Annotated in this window: 16 protein-coding genes; 13 read left to right on the top strand and 3 right to left on the bottom strand. The window is 64.9% G+C overall.

Annotated features, from left to right (window positions below):
• Window positions 1–151: 151 nt before the first annotated feature.
• Entirely contained in the window at window positions 152–1,015 is an 864-nt protein-coding gene (locus KVT37_RS14355) for an endonuclease/exonuclease/phosphatase family protein (protein WP_217573990.1), read from the bottom strand.
• A 151-nt stretch (window positions 1,016–1,166) separates the two neighbouring features.
• On the opposite strand from KVT37_RS14355, the gene obgE reads away from it, so the two are divergent.
• The 6 genes from obgE (at window position 1,167) to KVT37_RS14325 (ending at window position 7,544) form a co-directional block, all read left to right on the top strand.
• Window positions 1,167–2,198, top strand: coding sequence for a GTPase ObgE (obgE, locus tag KVT37_RS14350; RefSeq protein WP_217573988.1), 1,032 nt, complete (start codon window positions 1,167–1,169; stop codon window positions 2,196–2,198).
• A 2-nt stretch (window positions 2,199–2,200) separates the two neighbouring features.
• A complete protein-coding gene (gene proB, locus KVT37_RS14345; protein ID WP_217573986.1) occupies window positions 2,201–3,340 on the top strand; it encodes a glutamate 5-kinase in 1,140 nt (379 codons plus the stop codon).
• A gap of 18 nt (window positions 3,341–3,358) precedes the next feature.
• Window positions 3,359–4,645: a glutamate-5-semialdehyde dehydrogenase gene (locus tag KVT37_RS14340; RefSeq protein WP_217573984.1), complete on the top strand. Its 1,287-nt coding sequence runs from the start codon at window positions 3,359–3,361 to the stop codon at window positions 4,643–4,645.
• A 204-nt stretch (window positions 4,646–4,849) separates the two neighbouring features.
• The gene (locus tag KVT37_RS14335) at window positions 4,850–5,482 is read left to right on the top strand and encodes a nicotinate-nucleotide adenylyltransferase (RefSeq protein WP_217573982.1); all 633 of its coding nucleotides are present in this window, start codon (window positions 4,850–4,852) and stop codon (window positions 5,480–5,482) included.
• Window positions 5,483–5,732: 250 nt separating this feature from the next.
• Window positions 5,733–7,025 carry an MFS transporter gene (locus KVT37_RS14330; protein WP_217573980.1) on the top strand — a complete coding sequence of 431 codons (1,293 nt, stop codon included), beginning with the start codon at window positions 5,733–5,735 and terminating at the stop codon, window positions 7,023–7,025.
• 102 nt (window positions 7,026–7,127) lie between these two features.
• On the top strand, window positions 7,128–7,544 hold the full coding sequence (locus KVT37_RS14325; protein ID WP_217573979.1) for a RidA family protein: 417 nt from the start codon (window positions 7,128–7,130) through the stop codon (window positions 7,542–7,544).
• A gap of 24 nt (window positions 7,545–7,568) precedes the next feature.
• Here the strand turns inward: KVT37_RS14325 and KVT37_RS14320 are convergent, their stop codons facing one another.
• A complete protein-coding gene (locus KVT37_RS14320; protein ID WP_217573976.1) occupies window positions 7,569–8,420 on the bottom strand; it encodes a mechanosensitive ion channel family protein in 852 nt (283 codons plus the stop codon).
• 244 nt (window positions 8,421–8,664) lie between these two features.
• Here KVT37_RS14320 and rsfS point away from each other — a divergent pair, with 244 nt between their 5' ends.
• From rsfS to KVT37_RS14295, 5 genes are all read left to right on the top strand, one after another.
• The gene (gene rsfS / locus KVT37_RS14315; RefSeq protein ID WP_217573974.1) at window positions 8,665–9,042 is read left to right on the top strand and encodes a ribosome silencing factor; all 378 of its coding nucleotides are present in this window, start codon (window positions 8,665–8,667) and stop codon (window positions 9,040–9,042) included.
• 62 nt (window positions 9,043–9,104) lie between these two features.
• A complete protein-coding gene (gene rlmH / locus KVT37_RS14310; protein ID WP_217573964.1) occupies window positions 9,105–9,587 on the top strand; it encodes a 23S rRNA (pseudouridine(1915)-N(3))-methyltransferase RlmH in 483 nt (160 codons plus the stop codon).
• A gap of 144 nt (window positions 9,588–9,731) precedes the next feature.
• Complete coding sequence (locus KVT37_RS14305) at window positions 9,732–11,066, top strand: murein hydrolase activator EnvC (protein ID WP_217573962.1); 1,335 nt, start codon at window positions 9,732–9,734, stop codon at window positions 11,064–11,066.
• A 1-nt stretch (window position 11,067) separates the two neighbouring features.
• Complete coding sequence (locus KVT37_RS14300; RefSeq protein ID WP_217573960.1) at window positions 11,068–12,399, top strand: S41 family peptidase; 1,332 nt, start codon at window positions 11,068–11,070, stop codon at window positions 12,397–12,399.
• Window positions 12,400–12,591: 192 nt separating this feature from the next.
• Window positions 12,592–13,782 (top strand): divergent polysaccharide deacetylase family protein, encoded by a 1,191-nt coding sequence (locus KVT37_RS14295; RefSeq protein WP_217573958.1) that lies wholly within the window; start codon window positions 12,592–12,594, stop codon window positions 13,780–13,782.
• Between the two features lie 29 nt (window positions 13,783–13,811).
• On the opposite strand, the gene KVT37_RS14290 is transcribed toward KVT37_RS14295, so the two are convergent.
• The gene (locus KVT37_RS14290) at window positions 13,812–14,141 is read right to left on the bottom strand and encodes a hypothetical protein (RefSeq protein ID WP_217573956.1); all 330 of its coding nucleotides are present in this window, start codon (window positions 14,139–14,141) and stop codon (window positions 13,812–13,814) included.
• Window positions 14,142–14,329: 188 nt separating this feature from the next.
• Here KVT37_RS14290 and KVT37_RS14285 point away from each other — a divergent pair, with 188 nt between their 5' ends.
• Window positions 14,330–14,848, top strand: a complete 519-nt coding sequence (locus KVT37_RS14285; protein WP_217573954.1) for an RNA pyrophosphohydrolase — start codon at window positions 14,330–14,332, stop codon at window positions 14,846–14,848.
• Between the two features lie 201 nt (window positions 14,849–15,049).
• On the top strand, window positions 15,050–16,192 hold the full coding sequence (gene alr / locus KVT37_RS14280) for an alanine racemase (protein WP_217573952.1): 1,143 nt from the start codon (window positions 15,050–15,052) through the stop codon (window positions 16,190–16,192).
• The last annotated feature ends 30 nt before the right edge of the window (window positions 16,193–16,222 follow it).

Below are 16,222 nucleotides of genomic sequence, written 5' to 3'. Positions count from 1 at the left end.
TCAGGTGATGCCGGCCTGCGAGTGGCGGCTTCCTGCGCTTCCGGTGCTCACGTGCTTCAAGCACGCTCCGCTCCGGTTCTCGGAAGTCGCCGCTCTCGGCTCGGCCTGACCTGAATCTCGACCCATCTTGGGTGCTTGTGAGGATAGAATCTCAGCCCAACTCAGCCCAGAGCGGCAGGTGGTCGGAGCCGACGGCGTCCCTGTCGGACCACAGGCGCTGCAGCGATCTGGCCAGCGAGGCGCTGGTGAAGATGTAGTCGATGCATTTGTGGCGGCTTTTGTCGCCGGGGCGGTCGGGATCGACCCAGGTGATCAAATCGGCGGCGGCGAGACGCTGGGCGACATCGACGGCGAGATCGGCGGTCAGCGGCATGCCGAACTCGTGGTCCGGGCGGCCGGCGAGTTCGACATATTCGGGCGAGCCCGGCAGCATGTTGAAGTCGCCCATGACGATGAAGGCTTCCGGATAGGGCAGGTCCGGCAGGCCGATCTCGGGAATGCCCGACAGGCCGCCGCCTTCCAGCGTGTAGTTCAGCAGGCGCTGGCGCAGGAAGCGGATCTGATTCTGCCGCTCGACCGGGCTGCGGTGGTCGAGATGGGTGGAATAGAAGCGGATGAAGCCGAGCGGCGTCTCGATCAGCGCTTCGAGCGCGCCGCGCTGGAAATTCATCGTCTCGAGGCTGCGGCTGCGCGGCAAAAGGAGATTGCGCGACAGATGGATGGGCGTCTTCGACAGCACCATGTTGCCGAGCTGGAAGCTGGTCGAGACGGCGCGGCCGTTCTCCAGCCGCGAGCCGATATTGACCTCGAAATTGCTGCCATAGGCGGCAAAATAATCAGGCAGCGCCTCGCCGATCTCGGTCACCATGTCGCGGCCGCCGTTGCGCGGGTTGTTGCGGGTCACTTCCTGCAGCGCGATGACGTCGGCGCCGCGCACCGCGTCGGCGATACGGCCGACATCGTATTTGCCGTCGAGCCCGATGCCATATTGGATGTTGTAGGAAACGATCTTCATTCCCGCGCCCCTCCCGTCACGCCCCCACACAGTGCTACCGCGTCCTCGGCAAAAGGGCATCCGGCGCTTTAGTCGCAAATCGGCCTCGCGCTAGGCTCTCCCTTGGTTTAGAGCAATCCCGCAAGCGCAATAGCAGAAACTCGAAACGACGATGAAATTCCTCGACCAGGCCAAGGTTTATATCCGCTCCGGCGACGGCGGCGCCGGATCGGTTTCGTTCCGGCGTGAGAAATTCATCGAGTTCGGCGGTCCGGACGGCGGCGACGGCGGTCGCGGCGGCGATGTCTGGGCGGAAGCCGTCGACGGACTGAACACGCTGATCGACTACCGCTACCAGCAGCATTTCAAGGCCAAGACCGGCATGCACGGCATGGGCCGCAACATGACTGGCGCCAAGGGCGCCGACATCACACTGAAAGTGCCGGCCGGCACGCAGATCTTCGCCGAGGACAATGAGACGTTGATCTGCGACCTGACCGTGGTCGGCCAGCGCTTCCTGCTTGCCAAGGGCGGCAATGGCGGTTTCGGCAACCAGCATTTCAAGACTTCGACCAACCAGGCGCCGCGCCGCGCCAATCCCGGCCTGCCGGGCGAAGAACTGAGCATCTGGCTGAGATTGAAGCTGATCGCGGATGCCGGTCTTGTCGGCTTGCCCAATGCCGGCAAGTCGACCTTCCTTGCCGCGGTGACCGCCGCCAAGCCGAAGATCGCCGATTATCCGTTCACCACGCTCTATCCCGGGCTTGGCGTCGCCCGCATCGACGGCCGCGAATTCGTGCTTGCCGACATTCCCGGCCTGATCGAGGGCGCGCATGAGGGTGTCGGCATCGGCGACCGCTTCCTCGGCCATGTCGAGCGCACGCGCGTGCTGCTGCATCTGGTCTCGGCGCAGGAGGAAAATGCGGGCAAGGCCTACAAGACCGTGCGCGCCGAGCTCGAAGCCTATGGCCATGGTCTGGCCGAGAAACCCGAGATCGTCGCGCTTTCCCAGGTCGATATCCTCGATCCGGATGCGCGCAAGAAGAAGGTGGCTTCGCTGAAACGCGCCGCCGGCCGTGCCCCGATGCTTTTATCCGCCGTCACCGGCGAAGGCGTCGAGGCGGTGCTGCGCGCGCTGATGGCGGTGGTCGCCGAGGCCCGCGACGCCGTGCCTGCCCCCGTCGAGACGCGTTGGCAGCAATAACCATGACGTCGTTGAAGTCCTACAAGCGTATCACCGTGAAGATCGGTTCGGCGCTGCTCGTCGACCGCGCGAGCGGTCTCAAGCGCGACTGGCTGAGCTCGCTTGCCGACGATATCGCCGTGCTTGCCAATGCCGGCGCGGAAGTGCTGGTCGTCTCGTCCGGTGCCATCGCGCTCGGCCGCACCATTCTTGGGCTGGGCAAACGCGCGCTGAAGCTCGAGGAGAGCCAGGCGGCGGCGGCCGTCGGCCAGATAGCGCTCGCCGGCGCCTGGTCGGATGCGCTCGGCAAGGACGGGCTGAAATCGGGCCAGATCCTTTTGACCCTGGGCGACACCGAGGAGCGGCGCCGCTACCTCAACGCGCGCGCGACCATCTCGACCCTGCTCAAGATGAAAGCGGTACCGGTCATCAACGAGAACGACACGGTGGCGACCTCGGAAATCCGCTATGGCGACAATGACAGGCTGGCGGCGCGGGTGGCGACGATGATGGGCGCCGATCTGCTGGTGCTGCTTTCCGACATCGACGGGCTCTACACCGCGCCACCGGCCAAGGATCCGGGAGCAAAATTCATTCCTGTGGTGGACCGTATCACGCCCGACATCGAGGCGATGGCGGGGGCGGCGGCCTCGGAGCTGTCGCGCGGCGGCATGCGCACCAAGCTCGATGCCGGCAAGATCGCCAACGCCGCCGGCACGGCGATGATCATCACCTCCGGCACCAGGCTGTCGCCGCTGATGGCGATCGAGCGGGGCGAACGCGCGACCTTCTTCAAGCCGAGCGCCAATCCGGTGAAGGGCTACAAGACCTGGATCGCCGGGCAGCTCGAGCCGGCCGGCCGGCTCACCGTCGATGCCGGCGCCATCGGCGCGCTGAAGTCGGGCAAGTCTTTGCTGCCGGCCGGCGTGAAGCTGGTCAGCGGCAATTTCTCGCGCGGCGACACGGTGGCGATCCTGTCGCCCGAAGGCCGCGAGATCGCGCGGGGGCTTGTTGCCTATGATGCCGCCGATGCCGTAAGGATCGCAGGCCTGAAGACGGCCGAGATCGAAAATGTGCTCGGCTACGAGGCCCGATCGGCGATGATCCATCGCGACGATTTGGTGGTAAGCGTTGCCGGCGACCAAGTATTGGCCGAGGAATGATCCGGCGGAGGATGAGCCATGCTGAAGCTGCATGAAAAATCCGGGGAAGACACTGTGGCGCTGATGGCCGATATCGGCGGCAACGCCCGCGCCGCCGCCCGACCGTTGGCCGTAGCCTCCACCAAGGCCAAGAACGCCGCGCTCGTCGCCATGGCCGATGCCATCCTGCGCAACGAACAGGCCATTCTGGAAGCCAACGCCATTGATATATCGAATGGCGAGGAGGCCGGGCTGTCCGGTTCGTTCATGGACCGGCTGAAGCTGACGCCGTCGCGCATCAAGGCGATGGCCGAGGGCATTCGCGAGATCGCCGCGCTCGAGGATCCGGTCGGCAATGTCATTGCCGCATGGGACCGTCCGAACGGGCTGCATATCGAGCGCGTGCGCACGCCGCTCGGCGTCATCGGCGTCATCTATGAAAGCCGCCCCAACGTGACGGCCGACGCCGGCGCACTCTGCCTCAAGGCGGGGAATCCGGTCATCCTGCGCGGCGGCTCGGATTCGCTCAATTCGTCGGCCGCGATCCATGCCTGCATGGTCGAAGGGCTGAAGGCAGCCGGCCTGCCGCAAGACGCCATCCAGCTGGTGCCGACCACCGACCGCGCGGCCGTCGGCGAAATGCTCAAAGGTCTCGGCGGCAATCTCGACGTGATCATCCCGCGCGGCGGCAAAAGCCTGGTCGGGCGCGTGCAGACCGAAGCGCGGGTGCCCGTCTTCGCGCATCTCGAAGGCATCTGCCATCTCTATATCGACCGCTCGGCCAAGCTCGACATGGCGGTCCAGATCGCCGTGAACGCCAAGATGCGGCGCACCGGTGTGTGCGGCGCGGCCGAGACCTTGCTGGTCGACCGCGCGGTGGCCTCCACGCATCTGGTGCCGATCCTCGAAGCACTGCGCGCCGCCGGCTGTGAGATCCATGCCGATGGCGAGGCGATGAAAGCTTTCTCCGACGCCAGCCCTGCGACCGATGCCGACTGGGTGACGGAATATCTCGACGCCATCATCGCGGTGAAGCTGGTCGACGGCGTTGCCGGCGCGATCGAACATATCGAGACCTTTTCCTCGCACCATACCGAGGCGATCATCGCCGAGGACGCCCAGGCGGTCGAAAAATTCTTCAATGAGATCGACTCGGCGATCCTGCTGCACAACGCCTCGACGCAGTTCGCCGATGGCGGCGAGTTCGGCATGGGCGCCGAGATCGGCATCGCCACCGGCAAGATGCATGCGCGCGGACCGGTCGGCGTCGAGCAACTGACCTCGTTCAAATACCGCGTGCGCGGGTCGGGACAGGTGAGGCCTTGAAGCTTTTCGTTCCAAAGGCCTGAAGCTTGCGCCCAGGCACCCCCCTCTGTCCTACCGGACATCTCCCCCGCAAGGGGGGAGATCAGACGTCCCCCCGGCTTTCGCCAATCACCAACGTTGGAAGAAAGGCGCTATCGGTGGAGCTGCTAATCTCCCCCCTTGCGGGGGAGATGCCCGGCAGGGCAGAGGGGGGTGCCTAGCACCATGCTTTCCCAACCCGAGCAGTCCATCCCCGCGCCCTATCTTCGCATGCCACACGCCGCCAAGGGCCTGACCGTCGGCCTGTTCGGCGGCTCCTTCAATCCGCCGCATGCCGGTCATGCGCTGGTGGCCGAGATCGCGCTGAGAAGGCTCGCCCTCGACCAGCTGTGGTGGATGGTGACGCCCGGCAATCCGCTGAAAAGCGCGCGGGAACTTGCGCCGCTCGCCGAGCGCATCGAGCTGTCCGAAAAGATCGCCAGGAATCCCAGGATCAAGGTCACAGCCTTCGAGGCGGCGCATCATATTCGCTATACGGCCGATACGCTGGCGCTGATAAAGGCACGCAATCCGGGGGTCGATTTCGTCTGGATCATGGGCGCGGACTCCTTGCGCGATTTCCACCGCTGGCAGCGCTGGCGCGAGATCGTGCTGACCTTCCCGATCGCGGTCATCGACCGCCCGGGCGCGACGCTCTCCTTCCTGTCGTCGGTGGTCGCCAAGACCTTCGACTATGCCCGCGTCGACGAGGGCGACGCGCCGCTGCTTGCCCGCATGCCGGCGCCGGCCTGGACCTTCATCCACGGCCCGCGTTCGTCGCTGTCATCGACGGCGATCCGCAAGGCGGCGAAGGGGTAGCCCTTATTTTCCCTTCTCCCCCTGTGGGAGAAGGTGGATCGGCGCGGAGCGCCGAGACGGATGAGGGGTGCTCCAGCTTGGCCAACGCGCTCGTCTAAGGCCACAATCGCCAGCGTCTCTCTCCGCTGGAACACCCCTCATCCGTCTTGCCGCTTCGCGGCAATCCACCTTCCCCCAGGGGGGAAGGGAAGGCGCGCCATGTCGTTTTTACGGCGGCCTTTCGCCTGCCGATCGGCCAAGCTGCGCAAGCATGCAGAAGCAGAACCAAGCCACGACCGATCCCGGTCTCGCCGCGCAGTCGGCGCCGCTGATCGCCATTGCCAGCGTCATCGTCTCGATGGCGCTGATCGCGATCGGCAACGGGCTGATGTTCGCCTATATCCCGGTGCGCCTCGGCGCCGATGGCTTCGACCCGACCTGGGCCGGGCTGATCGTCACCGGGCTTTCGGCCGGCGGGCTGGCCGGCTGTATCCTGACCGGACCGCTGGTCAAGCGGGTCGGACATGCCCGCGCCTTCATGGTGCTTTCGGCGCTGATTGCGCTTTCCAACGCGGCGATCGGCGCCGGGCCGATCCCGCTTTTGTGGATCGCCGCACGGGCCCTCTACGGCTTCGCCATCTGCGGTCTGTTCATCGTCGCGCAGAGCTGGCTGAATGACGCCTTGCCGAACGCGATCCGCGGCCGGGTGATGGCGGTGTTCTATGTCGCCTATATCGCCGGGCTGGGCGTGGGCTATGCGACGCTCGCCGTGGTCGACATCCACACGGCCGCCGCGTCGCTGATCGGCATCACCTTCACCGCGCTTTCCATCCTGCCGGTCGGGATGACGCGGCTTGCGCAGCCGCCGGCGCCGCAGGCCGCTTCGGTTGCGCTGCGCCGCGCCTGGCGCATCTCGCCTGTCGGCGTCGCCGGCATGCTGGCGGTCGGCGGCCTGTCGATGATCGTTTCCGGCTTCGCGCCGATCCACGCCACGGCCAAGGGCTACAGCCAGGCGGATGTGGCGCTGCTGTTGTCGGCAATGCCGGTCGGCACGCTGATCCTGCAGATCCCGCTCGGGTGGATTTCCGACCGCACCGACCGGCGCTATGTGCTGGCGGGCGCGGCGGCGCTGGCCGTCGTCGCCAGCGTGCTTGCCATCGTCTTCGACGGCGGCGCGCTGATGGCGCTGGTGGTGATTTATCTGATCTGGGACGGCGCGTCGGAATCGATCTACGCGCTTTCCAGCGCGCATGCCGCCGACCGCGCCGCCAAGGACGAGCTTCTGGCGCTGTCGAGCTCGATGCTGTTTGCCTGGTCGCTGGCCGGTTTCATCGTGCCGGGCATCGTCACCGCGCTTTCCGCCGTCTTCGGCACCGCGACCTTCATTTATGTCGGCATCGTCATCGCTTCGGTGTTCTGCCTGTTCGTGCTGTGGCGCGTGCTGGCGGGCCGGCCGACACCCGCGGCCACAAGCGGCAGTTTCGCGCCGATGTCGGCGCAGACGCCGTTGCCGGTGGAACTCGCCTTCGCGCCGGATGAGCCGATACGACACGCGAAAGATTGACAACCCGCTTGATCGCGAACTGGGCGGAATCCAACACGAGGGATTTGCCTTCAATATTTGCCTATGTTGTCTCTAGCCTAGAGACAACAAATGAGAACTGAGATGGCGAAAAGCTATAATCCCGCAACCGTGTGGAAGCCATTTGGCGCGTTCTCCATGGTGAAAATCCACGAAGGCGGCCAACTCGTTCACCTGAAGGGCCAAGTTTCGCTCGACCGTGAGGGACAGGTGGTCGGGGAGGGCGACATGCGGGCCCAGGTGCGGCAAACGCTCGAAAACATCAAGGCCGTGCTGGCTGCCGTCGGTGGGGAGATGGCCGATATCGTGTCGCTGACCCAATACGCAACCGATATCGATCAGTTCATGGCATCGGGAGATGTCCGCAAGGAATTCTTTTCGGAGCCCTATCCGGTGACGACAACCGTCCAGATCGTGCGCCTCTATCATCCGGACTTGCAAATAGAAATCGCGGCAATAGCGGAGATACCCCGAAATCGATTCAAATTTCCGGCGGATTGAAAGTCGCCACCGCCGGCGGCCCTGCTACTGCTTGCGTGCCTCCGGCGCCGGCACTTCCGGCGGCGGCAACGGGATCGAGATGCCTTCGCTGTCGAAAGCCTGCTTGGCGCGTTTGGTCGTGTCGATCTGGGTGGAGAAATAGTCGGCGGCGGAAGTCCAGTAGCGCAAGGTAAGCGAAACGGTGGTGTCGCCGAGGCTGGCGACGAAGGCGATCGGCGTCGGTTCGCGCCGGATGCGCTTTTCGGCGCCGGCGATCGACAGCAGCGTCTTTTGCGCCCGGTCGATGTCGTTCCAGGAACCGATGCTCAAGCTCACGTCGGTGCGGCGCACGCCGTTGCGGGTGAAGTTGCGCACCGGCTGGTTCCACAGCGTCGAATTGGGCGCCAGCACATAGACGCCGTCGACGGAGCGCATCTTGGTCGCGAACAGGCCGATCTCCTCGATCGTGCCGGCAATCGGCCCGACCTCGACATATTCCCCGATGCGGAAGGGCCGGAGCGCCAGAAGCATGATGCCGGCCGCGATGTTCTGCAGCGTGCCCTGCAGCGCCAGCCCGATCGCGAGACCGATGGCGCCTATTGCCGCGATGATGGACGCGGTCTGCACCCCGAACTGGCCGAGCACCATGATGGTGACCAGGATCAGAATGGCGTAGCGCACGATCTTGGAGAAGAAGTGCCGCAAGGTCGCGTCGAAGCCGTGGATATGGCCGAGGCCGGCACGGATCGAGCGCTCGGCAAGACCGGCGACGAAATAGCCGACAACCAGAAGAATGACGGCGCCGATGGCCGAGAAGGAATAGGAAACGATCAGCGTAGAGAGCTGCGCGAGCCCGGCCTGGATGGTGATGAGGGCGCTTTGCGGGTCGGTGGGCATGGCGGGGATCCCGTTGGTCGGTCAGCCGATAACCCACGCGTCCAGGATCAGTTCCCGCTTTTTAGGTTCTGCTAAAGCAGCGATCCGGGACTAGGCGCGGCCCGGGTAAAAGGGGCCGTCGTCTTGAAACTGCAATGGAACTCTGCCTATCTAAGTGGTGTCACCTGATTTGCATGGTGATTTGGTTGTTCTTGTTGGGAAAGGAAACACACTGAGAACAGCACTGCGGAAGAAGGCTGACGTCATGCCTTCGCCGGCAGGGATCAGCGGAAACGCCGCCGCGTCCCTCGCCATCGAAACAGTCCTTGCCAGTCTGGAAGACTCCAAGGCCGAAAACATCGTCTCAATCGACATCCAGGGAAAATCGAGCCTCGGCGACTATATGGTCATCGCCTCGGGCCGATCGCACCGTCATGTCTCGGCTGTCGCCGATCACCTCCTCAAGGCGCTGAAGGATGCCGGCCTCGGCACGGCGCGCGTCGAGGGGCTGGCGGGCGCCGACTGGGTCCTGATCGATTCGGGCGACATCATCGTCCATGTCTTCCGCCCCGAAGTCCGCGAATTCTACAATCTCGAAAAGATGTGGCAGGCGCCGGACCTCGAGGAAGAGACCTTGCACTGAGCCTTGATCCGCGTGCCGTGAACCGTCACGGTACGCGTTAGGACAAGCTCGCCGGGGCGAGGATGAAGATCACCGTTCATGCCGTGGGCCGGATGAAGACCGGCCCCGAGAGAGAACTCGCCGACCGCTATTTCGAGCGCTTCGCCAAAAGCGGGCCCGCGGTCGGGCTGGAATTCGCCGGCATCGTCGAAATCCCCGAGAGCCGCGGGCAGAGCGCCGATGAGCGCCGCCGCGAGGAAGCCCAGAAGCTGCAGGCCCAGCTGCAGGCCGGCGCCGTCCTCATCCTGCTCGACGAACGCGGCAAGTCTGTCTCCTCGGAGGACCTGGCCGCACGCATCGGCCAGTTGCGCGACGGCGGCCGCAAGGCGCTGGTCGTCGCCATCGGCGGCGCCGACGGCCATGACAAATCCTTACGCGATCAGGCCGACCTGGTGCTGTCCTTCGGCGCGCTGACCTGGCCGCACCAGCTGGTGCGCGTGATGCTGGGCGAGCAGCTTTATCGCATCGCCACTATCCTGGCCGGCCACCCGTATCATCGCTCGTGAATGGCGCTTGCCATCTCCAAAAGCTGGGGATTGCTTGTCCCGGCTCGGATTTTCGCCTCAAAGGCTGAACATCACTGCTGGAGTAGGGCGCTCCCAACATGGTTGATGGTTCGTTAACGAAGCGGCGGATAGAGTCGAGGCCTGATGTCTGAAGGCTGGAATTCGAGAACGCGCACCTGGCGCAGCCGCTGCGGCTTGACGCTTGCCGCCGCCGTGGTCGCGCTCGGTCCGGTCCGGGCGGCCGAAAATTCGCTCGACCTCGCGCCCGATCCGGATCAGAGCCGGGCCGAGTACGAGCAGGTCTCCAAGGAAATCACGCTGTCGTCGGAGCGGCTGGCCAAGCTTGCCGCCGATATCGCTTCGGTGCGCAAGGATTATGCCTCGATCACCGCTGCGCTCATCCAGTCGGCGATGACGGAACAGAAGCTCGGCCAGGACATCGAGGATATCGGCGCCAAGCTCGAAGGGCTGAAGGCCGAGGAAACGAAGCTGCGCGCTTCGCTCATGGCGCGCCGCGACGTGCTGGCCGAAGTGCTCGGCGCGTTGCAGCGCATGGGGCTCAATCCGCCGCCGGCGATCCTTGTCAAGCCCGAGGATGCGCTGTCGTCGGTGCGCAGCGCCATCCTGCTCGGCGCGGTGGTGCCGGAACTGCGTCAGCAGACCGAAAGGCTGATGGCCGATCTCAAGGAACAGACACGAGTGACGGCCTCGATCGAGGCCGAACGGGCGCGACTCGCCACCGCCGTCACCGACCAGACGGCGGAGAAGAAGCGGCTCACCATGCTGCTCGAGGCCAAGAAAAAGCTGCAGGCCGACACCCAGACGGCGATCGCGGCCGAGCAACGGCACTCGCAGGACCTGGCGGCGAAGGCGAGCAGCCTCAAGGACCTGATCGCCTCGCTCGAAGCCGACAAGGCGCGCAAGGCGCAGGACCAGGTCAAGGCGGGCGAGCGGAAGGCGACAGACAGCGACACGACGGCCTCGACGACCGAGCTTGCCGCGCTGCCGGTGCCGGAGGCCAACCGCCTCGCCGGATCGGCGCCGTTTTCGGCGCTGCAAGGCCAGATCGCGCTGCCGGTCATCGGCAAGATCAAACGGCGTTTCGGTGCCGATGACGGCAATGGCGCGGCGATGCAGGGCGACATGGTTGCGACACAATCGGGGGCCATCGTCACCGCGCCGGCGGATGGAAACGTGCTTTATGCGGGGCCGTTTCGCTCCTATGGTCAACTCTTGATCCTCAATGCGGGCGACGGGTATCATGTCGTTCTGGCGGGGATGAGCAGAATCAGCGTCGCGACCGGACAGTCGGTGCTCGCAGGAGAGCCGATCGGCGCGATGGGAGAGGCCCGGGTGGCTAGCACCTCGGCCTCGCGGAATGAAAATTCGGCGTCGGAACTCTATGTCGAGTTCCGCAAGGATGGAAAACCCGTCGATCCGGCCCCATGGTGGGCGGATCGATTCTCTGGAAGGACGTGAAATGATGCGGAAACTGTCGCTTCTGTTTGCCGGCGCGCTGATGGGCGCATCGGCAATGAGCCTGGTCTACGGCGCACCGGGTTCGGCGGCGAACGCTGCGGGTTCGGAAACCTACAAGCAGCTGGCGATCTTCGGCGACATCTTCGAGCGCGTGCGCGCCAATTATGTGACGCCGCCGGACGACAAGTCGCTGGTCGAGAACGCCATCAACGGCATGCTGGCCTCGCTTGATCCGCACTCCTCCTACATGAATGCCGAGCAGGCGCAGGACATGCGCGTGCAGACCAAGGGCGAGTTCGGCGGCCTCGGCATCGAGGTCACCATGGAGAACGACCTGGTCAAGGTGATCACGCCGATCGACGACACCCCGGCCGCCAAGGCGGGCGTGCTTGCCGGCGACTACATCGCCAAGATCGACGGCGAGGAGGTTCGCGGCCTGACCCTCAACGACGCGGTCGAGAAGATGCGCGGCCCGGTCAACACGCCGATCAAGCTCACCATCCTGCGCCAGGGCGCCGACAAGCCGATCGAGCTGACGGTGGTGCGCGACATCATCAAGGTCAAGGCGGTGAAGTTCCGGGTCGAGAACGACATCGGCTACATGAAGATCACCTCCTTCACCGAAAAGACCTATGACGACCTCGAGAACGCCATCGAGAACATCAAGAAGCAGGTGCCGAACGACAAGCTGAAGGGCTACGTGCTCGACCTGCGCCTCAACCCGGGCGGCCTGCTCGACCAGGCGGTCAGCGTGTCGGACGCCTTCCTCAAGCGCGGCGAGATCGTTTCGACCCGCGGCCGCGATCCGAAGGACGTCACCCGCTTCGACGCCAAGCCGAAGCAGGTTGACGACATCGGCGGCAAGCCGATGATCGTGCTGGTCAATGGCGGTTCGGCGAGCGCCTCGGAAATCGTCGCCGGCGCGCTGCAGGACCTGCGCCGCGTCACGGTGGTCGGCACGCAGTCCTTCGGCAAGGGCTCGGTGCAGACCATCATCCCGCTCGGCGAGAATGGCGCGCTCCGGCTGACGACGGCGCTCTATTACACGCCGTCGGGCAAATCGATCCAGGGCAAGGGCATCACGCCCGACATCAAGGTCGACCAGCCGCTGCCGCCGGATCTGCAGGGCCGCGACCTGACCCGCGGCGAATCCGACCTCAAGGGCCACATCAAGGGCGCCGACGAGAGCGCGACCGGCTCGGGCTCGGCCGCCTATGTGCCGCCGGATCCGAAGGACGACCTGCAGCTGATCTATGCCGAGCAGCTGCTGCGCGGCGAGAAGACCGACCCGTCCTTCCCGCCGAACCCTGACAAGGCCGTGCTGAACCAGTAAGGCCGTCACGGCCGGGGTAAAGCTCTGGCCGGCTGAACGAAGCAATGCAATGCTGCCGGGACCGCGAGGTTCCGGCAGTTTGATTCGGGGACCGAGCTTGGGGCGCCACGGTCTGGAGTATCGCGCCGAGGATTGCGCAGGATTTCACGTAAAGCGTGACATTCACTTCAAGCGGCGTGCTGGGAACATAAGTTGGCTGACATCGGTAAGGACATCGAACGCCCGCTCGGACAGTCGCTCCAGCCCAAGCGGCCTGCTTCGCGCGGCATCGGCTCCGGCTCTCTCGTCGCGGCGCTGGCCGTGCTCGGGGTGATCGGCGTCTCCGGCGCGATCGCGCTGCGCGAAAAACCGTTCCGCAAGCCGCAAGAGGTAGCCGTTTCGACCCCCAAGGTGACCGCCGCGCCTGTTGCGGCGGCACCAGCGCCGGCCCCGGCCCCGGTTGCGGCGGCCGCGCCGCAGGCCAGCACACCGATGAAGAGCGGCGGACCGCAGATCATCCACGTCCAGACCGAGGAAGGCGACGGCCCGCCGAAGGCGGCGATCGTCATCCGCGATCCGTCGACGCTCGGCCAGAACCTCAAGGTCGCCCATATCCCGGACAGGGCGCTGATCGAGACCAGCGAGACCGGTCCGCTGCCGATGCGCTCCGCCGACGGCAGGCGGCCGTTCGACGTCTATGCGCGGCCGTGGTCGGGCGCGCGCGGCGCGCGCGTGGCGATCGTCATCGGCGGGCTCGCCGTCTCGCAGACCGGCACGCAGGCCGCGATCGCCAAGCTGCCGGCGGAAGTGACGCTGGCCTTCGCGCCGCAAGGCAACAGCATCGGCCGCTGGATGCAGGCGGCAAGGCAGAGCGGGCATGAGATCGTCATGCAGGTGCCGCTCGAGCCGTTCGATTATCCGAACGTCAATCCCGGCCGCAACACGCTGACGGTGTTGGCGAGCCCCGACGAGAACCTGAAGAGCCTGCATTGGGCGCTGTCGCGCACGACCAACTATACCGGGGTCATGAACTATATGGGCGCGCGCTTTTCGGCCGACGCCTCGGCGATGGAACCTTTCATGGCCGAGCTCGGCAAACGGGGACTTGCCTATATCGATGACGGCTCATCCTCGCGCAGCGTAGCGCCTGACCTGGCGCTGAAGGACGGGGTACCGTTCGTCGCCGGCGACATGGCGATCGATGCCGTGCAGGATCGCGGCGAGATCCTGAAGAAACTGGACAGCCTGGAAGCGACGGCGCGCGCCAAAGGCAGCGCGGTCGGCATCGGTTCGGCCTTCGATATCACTGTCGACACGGTGACGTCCTGGATTGCCGAAGCGAAGAAGCGCGGCATCGAGATCGTGCCGATCTCGGCGGTGGCCATCGATCCACAAAAAGGGTGATGGCTTAACCAAATCAGCTGGTAACGATTTCAGCGATGGCGAGAGAAGAGTTTTCTCTGGGCTTCGTTGAGCCCACTGTCCCAATCGACTTCACGCTTTGATCGCGGGATGTGTCGACGTTCATGATCATTGTAGAATAGCGTCCCATGGATTCCGAGTGCATCGCGCTTCAGGATGGGACGATTCCAAAGCGGGGCCAGCACACGGCTAGCCTCTTCGTCGCCTAGCCGTTCGAAGAGATCTTCAGCCAATTCCATATCTTGTCCGTTGGGGAAAATGGCGGCGAATTCCTCCTCCGTCGCCTGAAATATGCTGAAGGTAGCGTTCAGAGCGCCATCGATGATTTGGATATTCTTCATGGGACGTATTTTGACATTGGGGTGGGACGGCGGCAACTGGATCACCAGTGATTGCCGGCTGGAGCCCGCTCCGAGTTTTTCCGCGCTTCCGGTGCAAGCCTAGTTTAAGTACGCTTCGCTCCGTTCTCGAAACTGCCCCGCCATCTGCCTCGCCGGAGCGATTCTCAAAACGGCTGGAAACCTGAGTGATGTCCAAAAAGACAATCGATCCTGAAACGCTGCCCTATCGTCCCTGCGTCGGGCTGATGATCCTCAACAAGGCCGGCCTGGTCTGGGTCGGGCACCGCATCGCCGAACCGGACAGCGAGTTTGCCGGCACGACGCAGCTCTGGCAGATGCCGCAAGGCGGCATCGACAAGGGCGAGGAGCCGATCGAGGCCGCGGGCCGCGAGCTCTACGAGGAAACCGGCATGCGCAGCGTGTCGCTGCTTGCCGAGGCGCCGCACTGGATCAACTACGACCTGCCGCCGCATCTGGTCGGCGTCGCCTTCAAGGGCCGCTATCGCGGCCAGACGCAGAAATGGTTCGCCTACCGTTTCGAGGGCGACGAAAGCGAGATCGCGATCAATCCGCCGCCCGGCGGCCACACGGCCGAATTCGATGAATGGGCCTGGCGGCCGATGCGGGAACTGCCCGAACTGATCGTGCCGTTCAAGCGCAAGGTCTATGAGCAGGTGGTGGCGGCCTTCCAGCACCTGGCAGGGTGAGTCTGCCGATATTCAGGTGAGGCCGGCCTGCAAATGGCGGTTTCCTGCGCTTCCGGTGCTCACGTACGAAAAGTACGCTCCGCTCCGGTTCTCGGAACCCGTCATTTTCGACTCGGCCTGACCTGAATCTCGACAGACTCAGGCAGTTGCTGCATCGACGACAGAATTCTATTGATTGTTGATGTAATGATGGGGGTCGCCATGGACGACACCAGCCGCGCTTTGATCGGATCCGCCCGCAGCCAGCCGGTCAGCGAGGCGGCCGCCGGCGCGATCCTGACCATCGACCTTGGCGCCATCCGTGAAAACTATCGCCGGCTGAAGGCGCGGCTGAATGGCGTGCGCTGCGCCGGCGTGCTCAAGGCCGACGGCTACGGGCTTGGCGCCGCGCAAGTGGCCGCGGCGCTGGCGAAGGAGGGTTGCGATATCTTCTTCGTCGCGCTGCTCGGCGAAGGTATCGCGCTGCGCAAGGCGATCGGCCTGAGGCCCGACATCTTCGTGCTGAACGGCTTGCCGCCGGGTTCGGAAGCGGAAGCCGCGGCGGCAGCGCTTTGCCCGGTCATCAACAGCATTGCGCAGCTCAAGGCCTGGCGTGAGATCGCGCGAAGCTTGGGACGGACTCTACCTGCCGCCATCCAGGTCGACAGCGGCATGGCTCGGCTCGGCATGGCGCCGGCGGAGGTCGAGGCGGTCGCGAGCGAGGCGGGCACCTTCGAGGGCATCGACATCCGCTTCGTGATGAGCCATCTCGCCCGCGCCGACGAACCGCAGGTGGCGGCGAACGAGAAGCAGCGGCGCGAATTCGAGCGGCTGCGCAAGATGCTGCCCTCAGCCCTCGCCTCCCTGGCCAACTCTTCCGGCATCTTTCTCGGACCGGCCTATCACTATGATCTGGCTCGTCCCGGCGCGGCGCTCTACGGCGTCAACCCAACGCCAAAGGAACTCAATCCGATGCTGCCGGTGATCAGGCTGCAAGCCAAGGTGGCGCAGACGCGGGAAGTCGGCGCCGGCGCCGGCATCGGCTATGGCCACGCCCATCAGGCGGACGGGCCGCTCAGACTGGCGACCATTTCGCTCGGCTATGGCGACGGCTGGCACCGGCGCGCCGCTTCGGCCGCCTGGTTCGAGGGCATGCGGCTGCCTTTCATTGGTCGCGTGTCGATGGACTCGATCATCCTCGACATCTCGGCGCTTCCGGCCGGCCGGCTCGGCGAGGGCGATCTGGTCGAGCTCATCGGTCCGCTGCAAAGCGTCGACGACGCGGCCGGCCACGCCGGCACCATCGGTTACGAGATATTGACCAGCCTCGGCGCGCGCTTTCACCGCCGCTACGTCGGCGCCTGACCACGCCCCTTGGCGGGCGCCGCAAAATCC

The organism is Mesorhizobium sp. GbtcB19 (assembly GCF_019091085.1).
Lineage (GTDB): Bacteria > Pseudomonadota > Alphaproteobacteria > Rhizobiales > Rhizobiaceae > Mesorhizobium.
The sequence above is the reverse complement of the archived record's forward strand: the minus strand, read 5'-3'. Positions and strand labels throughout refer to the sequence as shown.

Coding starts and splice junctions, on each gene's coding strand:
- obgE (WP_217573988.1), top strand. CDS start 1,167: ATGAAATTCCTCGACCAGGCCAAGGTTTATATCCGCTCCGGCGACGGC.
- KVT37_RS14290 (WP_217573956.1), bottom strand. CDS start 14,141: ATGAAGAATATCCAAATCATCGATGGCGCTCTGAACGCTACCTTCAGC.
- KVT37_RS14325 (WP_217573979.1), top strand. CDS start 7,128: ATGGCGAAAAGCTATAATCCCGCAACCGTGTGGAAGCCATTTGGCGCG.
- proB (WP_217573986.1), top strand. CDS start 2,201: ATGACGTCGTTGAAGTCCTACAAGCGTATCACCGTGAAGATCGGTTCG.
- KVT37_RS14335 (WP_217573982.1), top strand. CDS start 4,850: ATGCTTTCCCAACCCGAGCAGTCCATCCCCGCGCCCTATCTTCGCATG.
- KVT37_RS14285 (WP_217573954.1), top strand. CDS start 14,330: ATGTCCAAAAAGACAATCGATCCTGAAACGCTGCCCTATCGTCCCTGC.
- KVT37_RS14340 (WP_217573984.1), top strand. CDS start 3,359: ATGCTGAAGCTGCATGAAAAATCCGGGGAAGACACTGTGGCGCTGATG.
- KVT37_RS14355 (WP_217573990.1), bottom strand. CDS start 1,015: ATGAAGATCGTTTCCTACAACATCCAATATGGCATCGGGCTCGACGGC.
- alr (WP_217573952.1), top strand. CDS start 15,050: ATGGACGACACCAGCCGCGCTTTGATCGGATCCGCCCGCAGCCAGCCG.
- rlmH (WP_217573964.1), top strand. CDS start 9,105: ATGAAGATCACCGTTCATGCCGTGGGCCGGATGAAGACCGGCCCCGAG.
- KVT37_RS14300 (WP_217573960.1), top strand. CDS start 11,068: ATGATGCGGAAACTGTCGCTTCTGTTTGCCGGCGCGCTGATGGGCGCA.
- KVT37_RS14305 (WP_217573962.1), top strand. CDS start 9,732: ATGTCTGAAGGCTGGAATTCGAGAACGCGCACCTGGCGCAGCCGCTGC.
- KVT37_RS14320 (WP_217573976.1), bottom strand. CDS start 8,420: ATGCCCACCGACCCGCAAAGCGCCCTCATCACCATCCAGGCCGGGCTC.
- rsfS (WP_217573974.1), top strand. CDS start 8,665: ATGCCTTCGCCGGCAGGGATCAGCGGAAACGCCGCCGCGTCCCTCGCC.
- KVT37_RS14330 (WP_217573980.1), top strand. CDS start 5,733: ATGCAGAAGCAGAACCAAGCCACGACCGATCCCGGTCTCGCCGCGCAG.